8 protein-coding genes are annotated in these 9,235 nt (G+C 71.2%); 6 read left to right on the top strand and 2 right to left on the bottom strand.

Features of this window, described 5'->3' with window-relative positions; all coding sequences use genetic code 11:
- Nucleotides 1-10: 10 nt before the first annotated feature.
- The 4 genes from ACGFN2_RS34555 (at nt 11) to ACGFN2_RS34570 (ending at nt 5,478) form a co-directional block, all read left to right on the top strand.
- The gene (locus ACGFN2_RS34555; RefSeq protein WP_393366825.1) at nt 11-1,162 is read left to right on the top strand and encodes a substrate-binding domain-containing protein; all 1,152 of its coding nucleotides are present in this window, start codon (nt 11-13) and stop codon (nt 1,160-1,162) included.
- Nucleotides 1,163-1,548: 386 nt separating this feature from the next.
- Entirely contained in the window at nt 1,549-2,853 is a 1,305-nt protein-coding gene (locus ACGFN2_RS34560) for an AMP-binding protein (protein ID WP_393366827.1), read from the top strand.
- Between the two features lie 203 nt (nt 2,854-3,056).
- A complete protein-coding gene (locus tag ACGFN2_RS34565) occupies nt 3,057-4,274 on the top strand; it encodes a cytochrome P450 (protein ID WP_393366829.1) in 1,218 nt (405 codons plus the stop codon).
- 109 nt (nt 4,275-4,383) lie between these two features.
- Complete coding sequence (locus ACGFN2_RS34570) at nt 4,384-5,478, top strand: Gfo/Idh/MocA family protein (RefSeq protein ID WP_393366831.1); 1,095 nt, start codon at nt 4,384-4,386, stop codon at nt 5,476-5,478.
- A 64-nt stretch (nt 5,479-5,542) separates the two neighbouring features.
- Here the strand turns inward: ACGFN2_RS34570 and ACGFN2_RS34575 are convergent, their stop codons facing one another.
- Complete coding sequence (locus ACGFN2_RS34575) at nt 5,543-6,418, bottom strand: menaquinone biosynthesis family protein (RefSeq protein WP_393366833.1); 876 nt, start codon at nt 6,416-6,418, stop codon at nt 5,543-5,545.
- 370 nt (nt 6,419-6,788) lie between these two features.
- Here ACGFN2_RS34575 and mqnE point away from each other — a divergent pair, with 370 nt between their 5' ends.
- Together mqnE and ACGFN2_RS34585 are read left to right on the top strand one after the other, a co-directional pair.
- On the top strand, nt 6,789-7,952 hold the full coding sequence (gene mqnE / locus ACGFN2_RS34580) for an aminofutalosine synthase MqnE (protein WP_393366835.1): 1,164 nt from the start codon (nt 6,789-6,791) through the stop codon (nt 7,950-7,952).
- Between the two features lie 66 nt (nt 7,953-8,018).
- Nucleotides 8,019-8,324 (top strand): ferredoxin, encoded by a 306-nt coding sequence (locus tag ACGFN2_RS34585; protein WP_362615280.1) that lies wholly within the window; start codon nt 8,019-8,021, stop codon nt 8,322-8,324.
- Between the two features lie 248 nt (nt 8,325-8,572).
- Here the strand turns inward: ACGFN2_RS34585 and ACGFN2_RS34590 are convergent.
- Nucleotides 8,573-9,235: radical SAM protein (locus ACGFN2_RS34590; RefSeq protein WP_393366838.1), on the bottom strand; the 663-nt coding region annotated here is incomplete at its 5' end.

Genomic DNA, 9,235 nt, shown 5'->3' on the forward strand with positions numbered 1-9,235 from the left:
AGGAGCGCCCGTGCACCAGCGCCGCCAGACCGCCCTGAGCAGCGCCGTCGCGGTGGCCTTGGCGGCCGCCGTCCTCGCCGGCTGTGAGCGCGGCGCCTCGACCGGTGGCGGGCCGTCAGCGACCGGTCCGGTCACGGACGGCTGTCCCGCCGTACTGGCCGGTGCCGAGAGGGCCATGCGACGGGCCATGACGACCCATCCCGTCGGGCACGGTCCCACACGTGGGCCCCGCGCGGTCCCCGGCAAGCGCGTCGTCTTCGTCGCCCAGACCATGACCAACCCGGGGGTCGCGGGCGCCGCCAACGGGGTGCGGGAAGCCGCGGAGGTCCTCGGCTGGGACGTCCGGGTGATCGACGGCCAGGGCACCCCGGCCGGCATCCAGGCGGCCTTCAGCCAAGCCCTCGCCCTCCGGCCCTCGGGCATCGTCATCGGCGGCTTCGACCCCCAGCTGACGTCGCAGCAGGTCACCAGGGCCGGCGCACGGCACACTCCGCTCGTCGGCTGGCATGCGGTCGACACCCCCGGGCCCAGCAGGGACCCCGCGCTCTTCAGCAACGTCACCACCCGCGTCCAGGACGTCGCGCGGATCAGCGCGGACTGGGTCATCGCACACTCCCACGGCCACGCCGGAACCGTCGTGTTCACGGATGCCTCGATCCCGTTCGCCAGGAACAAGTCCCGGCTGATCAAGAAGGGACTGGCCACCTGCCCGGATGTGCGGCTGCTGGCGGAGGAGAACATCCCGATCCCGGACACCAGCAGCCGGACGCCCCAGCAGGTCTCCTCGCTGCTCTCCCGGTTCGGGGACCGGTGGACCCACTCCGTCGCCATCAACGACGTGTACTTCGCGGACGCCGCACCGGCCCTGCGCGCGGCCGGGAAGAAGGGTGCCGGCGCCCCCTTCAACATCGGCGCGGGCGACGGCGATCCCTCCGCGTTCCAGCGCATCAACAGCGGGGAGTTCCAGGCGGCCACCGTCCCCGAGCCGCTCTCCCAGCAGGGCTGGCAGATCCTCGACGAGTTCAACCGCGCCTTCTCCGGCGCGCCTCCCAGCGGCTATGTCGCCCCCGTCCACATCTCGACGGCCGCCAACAGCCGCGGACGCACGACCTGGGACCCGCCCGGCTACCGTGCGGCGTACCGGAAGATCTGGGGTAAGTAGGCCCCGGCGCACAGCACTCTCAGGTGGCTTCCGGAGCCCGCCACCGGCCGGGGCGGTGCCCGGCGTGGCCGGGCTACCAGCAATTCTCCTAGTTCCGTCCCCTCGGCCTTGTCGGCATCCCGAAGGTGCGGTGAAGCTGTCGGGCGGGCGGTGGTTCGCCCCGGTGGGAAGGGTGCTGCTGACGCGGCACCGCTGCCCCGATGTCCGGACGGCGGAGCGTCCGCGGTCGCGCCGGCCCGTCCGTTCCCACCGCGGCCGACGGCAACTCCCCCTCCGGCCTCCGCGGTGAAGGCACCTGACCGGGTCGGGCGCGACCGCGTCCGGGATTTCCGCGCGGCGGCCACTCGGAAAGTTCTTCGTGGAAGCCGACACGAAAGAGGGACGTCGTGGTCGCTCAACAGACACTGTCCGACGGCGGCAGGGCCGGGCACCGGGAGCCGAGGGCGTACCGGCGGCGGGTGCCGCAGCCGCTGCCGCTCACCCTGGACGGCATGTTCAGCAGCATTGCCGGCAGCTTCCCGATGGCCAGAGCCGTCCAGGAGGGGCGGCACCACCTGTCCTACGGCGAAGCCGAGAACCGGGCCGTGCAGCTGGCGTCGGCGCTGGTACGCGGCGGAGTGCAGCTGGGCGACCCGGTGATCATCCACTGCGCCGACCACCGGCAGGCGGTGGTGGCCCAGCTGGCGGTGCTGAAGGCCGGAGGGGTGTGCGTACCCCTCCCGGCGGCCTCGCGTGGTGCGCGGCTCGACCGGATCACCCGGATCAGCGGGGCCCGGGTGGTGCTGTGCAGCACCGTGACCCGCCCGGTGTGGAGCTACCGCCTGATGTCCTGGGTGCTGGACGACCCGGCCACCTGGAGCGGGATCGCCGCCCAGCGGCCGGACCGCTCGCTGCCGCGTTCCGGACACACCGAAGCCGCCTACCTGCTGGTCTCCGCCACGGACCGCCAGGGGGTCAGCGGGTACCTCACCGACCATCGCGCGTGGCAGCAGACGCTGTCCGCGAGGATTCGCCGGGTCGGCGGTGCGCACGACGGGGTGATGGTGCACCATCCTCCGGTCCGCACGACGACACTGCCCGCGATGTGGTGGGCGTTCGCCTGCGGCGGCACTCTCCATGTGCCGTCCCGCCACGGCGGTGCCACCTGCTCACCTGCTCCGGAGCGGCAGGCCGCCGCGGTCTTCGGCCCGGAGGAGTACGCGCGGCTCCTGCCGTCCCTCGCCGGGGCTTCGCACCCCGATTCCCGGCGGCTGACCGTGCTGATCGGCGGCCCCTGTCCGCGCGCGGTGATCGACCGGCACTTCGAGGTGCTGCCGCGGGCACCGCTGTGGGTGGAGTTCGCCGCCGCGGACGGCGCCATGCCCTGGACGGTCGAGGAATTCAGCCCCGGCGGCCCCAGGCCGGACCATCCCGGAGCGAGCCGCCCGGTGCCCGGCGTCCAGGTGCAGGTGGTGGCCCCGGACGGCAGCCCCGTACCGGCCGGGCAGACCGGTGAGGTCCGTGCCCGGGGGACGTCCCTGCCCTACGGCAGCATCCGCAGCGCGGACGGGGCCTGCCTGGCCGAGGACACCGCGCCGGTGCTGGCTTCCGGCAGGTTCGGGCGCTGGAGGCACAACGGCACCCTGGAGTTCTGCGACCCGTCCCCTCCCGGCGCCGTTCCACCAGGCCCTCCCCGACCGGCAATTCCCTAGAGTTCCCCCGCCGGGCTGGCTCCCTCTCACCGGTCCGTGCTGGGCTGTGGCTGTTATCGGGCTCGGTCCACACCGCGTCCCGCTTCCCGAACCGGACCGGATTCTTCGGTCCACGACGGCCGCCCGTCGTCCCCGGTGCGGCCCCGCCTCGCACGGGCTCGGAGCGCGGCGCCCCAGTGGCCACCAACAGCAACGGAGGAGTCATGGTGTACGAGCCGAAGACGCCGGTGATCCCCTACAAACGCACCTGCCCGTTCGACCCGGCGGCCGACTACGCCCGGCTGCGCGAGGAGGACCCGATCAGCCCGGTGGCCTTCGCCCTGGCGCCGCGCGAGAAGGACGGCTGGCTGGTCACCCGGCATGACCACATCCGCCAGATCATGACCGACCCGCGCTTCAGCCACCGCAGCGAGCTGCTGGCGCTGGTGCACGCGCCGCCGTTCCCCGTCGAGGACTACTCCCCCGAGCCGTCCCCGCCGGGCAACTTCGTGCGGATGGACGCTCCGGAGCACACCCGGTACCGGCGGCTGCTGACCGGCTTCTTCACCGTACGCAAGATCCAGCAGTACGAGCCCACGCTGGCCCACATCATCGACGGTGTGCTCGACGAAATGGCCGCGATGGAGCCTCCGGTGGACCTGGTGAAGGTCTTCGCGGAGCAGATCCCCGCCAGGTCGACCTGCTCCATCATGGGGGTGTCGGAGAGCGATCTGGCAGCCCTGGCGGAGCACTTCGCCGTCATCATGGGCATCGACTACACCCTCGACGAGTTCATCCACCACAACTCCGCGCTCACCGCGACGCTGGAGCGGATGATGGCCGAGCGGTTCGCCGGCGATCCGGCTGACGACCTGCTCGGTCAGCTCATCGCGACCGGTGAGCTGACCGAGGAGGAGATGTCCAACATCGCCTGGATCGCCATCGGCGGTGCGCTGGACACCACTCCCAACATGTTCGCGCTGGGCACCTTCGCGCTGCTGGAGCACCCCGAGCAGCTGGCGAAGGTGCGGGAGCGGCCGGAGCTGATGGAGAACACCGTCGAGGAGCTGCTGCGGTATCTGACGATCTCTCACTTCGGGGCGAGCCGGGTGGCGCTGGAGGACGTCGAGATCGACGGCCGGACCATCAAGGCCGGTCAGACGGTGGTGCTGTCGCTGCCGTCGGCCAATCGTGATCCCCGGTACTTCGAGAACGCGGACGAGTTCGACATCGACCGCCCGTCGCGCCGGCATCTGGCCTTCGGCTTCGGCATCCACCAGTGCCTCGGGCAGCACCTCGCGAGGGCGTCGCTGCGCCTCGGCTTCCAGAAGCTGTTCGACCGCTTTCCTGACCTGCAGCTCGCGGTGCCCGCCGAGCAGGTGCCGCTGCGGGAGACCGCGATGCATTACGGCGTGTACGAACTGCCCGTGACCTGGGGCTGATTCCGTGGGCGGGCTCGCCGAGGCAGGCCCGCCGTCCCGTGGCCGCAGGCCGCCCATCGCTCACCGGCGTGGTGGCAGACCTCCCCGCCTCCGTATCCGAGGAACTCCAGTGGATGACTCCGTGCCCGCCCAGCGCAGCACTCCCCCACAGCCGCTGTCCGCACCTGCCGGCCCGGCTCCCGGTCGTGAGACCGCGGACACCGCCGCGGCGAGACCGGTGCGCTTCGGCGCGTTGGGCACCTCGTCCTTCGGAGGGCGGCGGGTGCTGCCGGCGATGACGGCCTGCCCGCAGACCGAACTCGTCGCGGTGGGCGGCCGCAGCCCGGAGCGCGCACAGCGGTTCGCCGACCGGTTCGGCTGCGCCGGCTCCTCCATGGCGGCGCTCCTGGAACGCGACGACATCGACGCCGTGTACATCTCCCTGCCGCCGTCCCTGCACGGCGAATGGGCGGCCCGCGCGCTGCACGCGGGCAAGCACGTACTGGTCGAGAAGCCGATCGCCACAACGGCCGCCGAGGCCCGTGCGGTGGTGCGGCTGGCCGAGGACCGTGACCTGGTGCTGCGGGAGAACTTCATGTTCCTGCACCATCCACAGCATGACGCGGTCGCGGCCCTGATCGCCGAGGGACGGCTCGGAGGACTGCGCTCCTTCCGCGGCGCGTTCTGCTTCCCACCGCTGCCCGCGGAGGACATCCGGTATGTGCCCGGTCTCGGTGGCGGGGCGCTCCTCGACGCGGGGGTGTATCCGCTGCGGGCGGCCGCGATGCTGCTGGGTCCCGGGCTGCGGGTCGCGGGAGCCACGGCGCGGGTGCGGGAGTCCGACGGGCTCGACCTGTCGGGCCAGGCGCTGCTGGTGTCCCCGTCCGGCGTGCCGGCGAGCGTCGAGTTCGGCTTCGAGCACACCTACGGTTCGTCCTACTCCCTGTGGGGCGAGGGGGCGAGGCTCACGGTGGGCCGGGCGTTCACCCCGCCGGCCGGATACCAGCCGGAGCTGGTGCTGGAGGAACAGGACCATGTCGAGAAGTTCACGCTCCCGGCGGCGGACCAGCTCAACGGGTCGCTCGCCGGGTTCGCCGCGGCCGTGGCCGCCGGTGGCGCCGGGGCCTCGCCCCGGGAGGCCCGGTGGCGGCAGGACGCGGTCGCCATGATGGAACTGGTCGACGCGGTCCGCGCACAGGCCGTGGCGGTGACCGTCGAGGGGTAGCAGCGGACCGGTGGGCAGGGGCCCGGCAGCGGACCGGCAAGGGCCCCGAGGTGACGGGTGCTGCCTAGCGGGCGCCCGGGAAGTCCAGTGCGCCGGGGGTGACGGCCGGGACGAGGCCCTCGGCGGCGGCCCTGCCGAGCAGTTCCCGCACCGCCGCGTATCCGTCCTCGCCGAGATCGGCGGTGTAGGAGTTCACATACAGCCCGATGTGCTGCTCGATCACGTCCGGGGCCATCTCCTGGGCGTGCTCCAGGACATAGGGACGGGATGCCGACGGGTTGTCCCAGGCGAAGCGGACCGAGTCGGCGGCTGCGCGGGCCACCGCACCGAGCTGTTCCGCTCCGAGGTCCCTTCTGGCGACGATCGCGCCGAGCGGGATCGGCCGGCCGGTGTCGGACTCCCACTCCTCGCCCATGTCGGCGAGGCGGTGCAGTCCGTACTGCTGGTAGGTGAAGCGGGCCTCGTGGATGACGAGCCCCGCGTCGGCCGCGCCGTCCCGGACCGCGGGCATGATCTCGTGGAAGGGCATCACCACGATGTCCCCCACACCGCCCGGCACGGCCCGCGCCGCCCACAGGCGGAACAGCAGATACGCGGTCGAGCGCACGCCGGGCACCGCGATCCGCCGCCCCGCCAGCCACTCCGGCCCGGAGCCGGCCGGGCCGTCCCCGGACCGGGTGAGGACCAGGGGACCGCAGCCACGGCCCAGTGCACCGCCGCACGGCAGCAGCGCGTACTCGTCCAGCACGTACGGCAGGGACGCATAGGAGATCTTCAGCAGATCGGCACCGCCGCGTTCCGCGAGACCATTGGTGATGTCGATGTCCGCGAGGGTCACCGCGAGTCCGGGAGCCTCCGGAAGCAACCCGTGCGTCCAGGCGTGGAACACGAAGGTGTCGTTGGGGCACGGTGAGTGCGCGATCGTCAGCCGCTGGGCCATGGGTCCCCTCCGGGGCTCGTTCGGGCTGTCGGCGCGGGGTTCCCGGCGCCGTACCCACCAGCAAACCCGTTGTAGGTATGGGGATTTCCCCACACTGGCCTCGGCGAGTATGAGAGGGGCCGTCGGCGTTGCCGGGTCGGACTGTCACCCCTGTGCCGGTCCGGCCGGGTGGCACGGGCGGCAGACCGGCTCCCGCAGATCCGCGCGCGCCTTCCCTCACCTCGTCCGACCGGCCCTTGCGACGGAGTGGCGAAGGTGCGGCCGTTGCAGGTCTCCCGGGCCGCTCCCGGAGGAATTTCACCGAGGCGATGGCGTCAGCGCCTGAGAGCACTTTTCAGCCAGGGTCAAGCACTGAGGAAGGTAGTTGGGGATGGACGCAGGACTCAAGCGTGAGCTGGAGGAGAAGGTCCGGGCGGGAGAGCGGCTGTCCCGCGAGGACGGTATCGCCCTCTACGCGTGCGACGATCTGGCATGGCTGGGCGGTCTCGCCCACGAGGTGCGCACGCGTAAGAACGGCGATGTCGTGCACTTCAATGTCAACCGGCACCTCAACATGACGAATGTGTGCACCGCGTCGTGCGCCTACTGCTCCTTCCAGCGCAAGCCGGGCGAGAAGGACGCGTACACGATGCGCATCGAGGAGGCCGTCCGCCTCGCCAAGGCGATGGAGAACGAGAACCTCACCGAGCTGCACATCGTCAACGGCCTGCACCCCACGCTGCCGTGGCGCTACTATCCGCGCTCGCTCAGCGAGCTGAAGAAGGCCCTGCCGAACGTCTCCCTCAAGGCCTTCACCGCCACCGAGATCCACCACTTCGAGACCATCTCCGGGCTCTCCGCCTCCGAGATCCTCGACGAGCTGATCGACGCCGGACTGGAGTCGCTGACCGGCGGCGGCGCCGAGATCTTCGACTGGGAGGTCCGGCAGCACATCGTCGACCACCGCACCCACTGGGAAGACTGGTCGCGCATCCACCGCCTGGCCCACGAGAAGGGCCTCAAGACCCCCTCGACGATGCTCTACGGGCACATCGAGGAGCCCCGCCACCGCGTCGACCACGTGCTGCGGCTGCGTGAGCTGCAGGACGAGACCGGCGGCTTCCAGGTCTTCATCCCGCTGCGCTACCAGCACGACTTCGTCGACATGCAGGACGGCAAGGTCCGCAACAAGCTCCAGGCCCGCACGACGATGGCGACCGGCGCGGAGGCCCTGAAGACCTTCGCGGTCTCCCGCCTGCTCTTCGACAACGTCCCGCACGTCAAGGTCTTCTGGGTCATGCACGGGGTGTCGACGGCCCAACTGGCCCTGAACCACGGTGCGGACGACATGGACGGCTCGGTCGTCGAGTACAAGATCACGCACGACGCGGATGACTTCGGCACCCCGGACAAGCTGACCCGCGAGGACATTCTCGACCTGATCCGGGACGCCGGCTTCCGCCCTGTCGAGCGCAACACCCGCTACGAGACCATCCGCGAGTACCCGGGCCCGGACCCCGACCGCCGCGAATCCCCGCAGCCCATGCGGGTCTGAGACCCACCGGCCCGAGCACCCGAAACCACAGCCCAAGACCACGACCACGATCGGCAGGCAGGCGGTATGTCCACCAACGCGAACGTGAACGACGACAAACTCGAGGTCTGGATCGACCAGGACCTGTGCACCGGAGACGGCATCTGCGTGGAGTACGTGCCGGAGGTCTTCGAGCTGGACATCGACGGTCTCGCCTATGTGAAGGGTGAGGACGACGAGTTGCTCCAGGAGCCCCGGGCGACCGTGCCGCTGCCCCTGGAGCTGATCCGGGATGTCGCGGACTCGGCCAAGGACTGCCCGGGCGAGTGCATTCACGTACGGCGCGTCAAGGACGCGGTGGAGGTCTACGGGCCGGAGGCCGAGTCGGCCTGACCGCGGCCGGCGGGCCCGCAGGACACCAGGACACGCAGCGAACAGGCTGGTTCCCGGAAGGTGCTTTCGGGGGCCGGCCTGTCGGCATGGGCCGGTCGGCCGGGGTTCCGGTGGGCCGGGGTTCTTCGGCCGGGGGGCCGCGCCGCCGGGGTCTCCGTACACAACACGGCGGTGACCGGATCAGCCCAGTGATCCGGTCACCGCGTGGGTGGCAGCTATGAGAGGCGTGGCGAGGAAGGCTGAGCCGGTCAGCTCGCCCCGATCACCTTCAGCTCGGGGTGGCTCCTCGCGTCGTCCGGGCCGTCCAGGGCGGTGGAGGACAGGTGGGAGACGACATGGTCGTCGACCGGGTCGTTGGCCGGGTCGTCATGGACGACCAGGTGGTGGTAGGTCGTGTCGCGCTGCGCCGGGGTCCGCTCGGCCGAGCGGATCAGCTGCAGCAGTTCCATACGGTCCGAGCGGTGCTTGGCGCCGGCCGAGGAGACCACGTTCTCCTCCAGCATCACCGAGCCGAGGTCGTCGGCGCCGTAGTGCAGCGACAGCTGTCCGGCCTCCTTGCCGGTGGTCAGCCACGAGCCCTGGATGTGCGGGACGTTGTCCAGGAAGATCCGCGCGATGGCGAGCATGCGCAGGTACTCGAAGACCGTCGCCTGGGTCTGCCCCTTCAGGTGGTTGTTCTCCGGCTGGTAGGTGTACGGGATGAACGCCCGGAAGCCGTTGGAGCGGTCCTGGACATCGCGGATCATGCGGATGTGCTCGATCCGTTCGGCGTTGGTCTCGCCGGTGCCCATCAGCATCGTGGAGGTCGACTCCACACCCAGCTCGTGGGCGGTCTCCATGATCTCCAGCCAGCGCTCGCCGGACTCCTTCAGCGGGGCGATGGCCTTGCGGGGCCGCGCCGGCAGCAGCTC

Source organism: Streptomyces sp. NPDC048612, assembly GCF_043199295.1.
Lineage (GTDB): Bacteria > Actinomycetota > Actinomycetes > Streptomycetales > Streptomycetaceae > Streptomyces.

What these genes read in the sequence shown, in the direction of transcription:
- mqnE (WP_393366835.1), top strand. Translation starts at nt 6,789, where the DNA reads ATGGACGCAGGACTCAAGCGTGAGCTGGAGGAGAAGGTCCGGGCGGGA.
- ACGFN2_RS34585 (WP_362615280.1), top strand. Translation starts at nt 8,019, where the DNA reads ATGTCCACCAACGCGAACGTGAACGACGACAAACTCGAGGTCTGGATC.
- ACGFN2_RS34575 (WP_393366833.1), bottom strand. Translation starts at nt 6,418, where the DNA reads ATGGCCCAGCGGCTGACGATCGCGCACTCACCGTGCCCCAACGACACC.
- ACGFN2_RS34565 (WP_393366829.1), top strand. Translation starts at nt 3,057, where the DNA reads ATGGTGTACGAGCCGAAGACGCCGGTGATCCCCTACAAACGCACCTGC.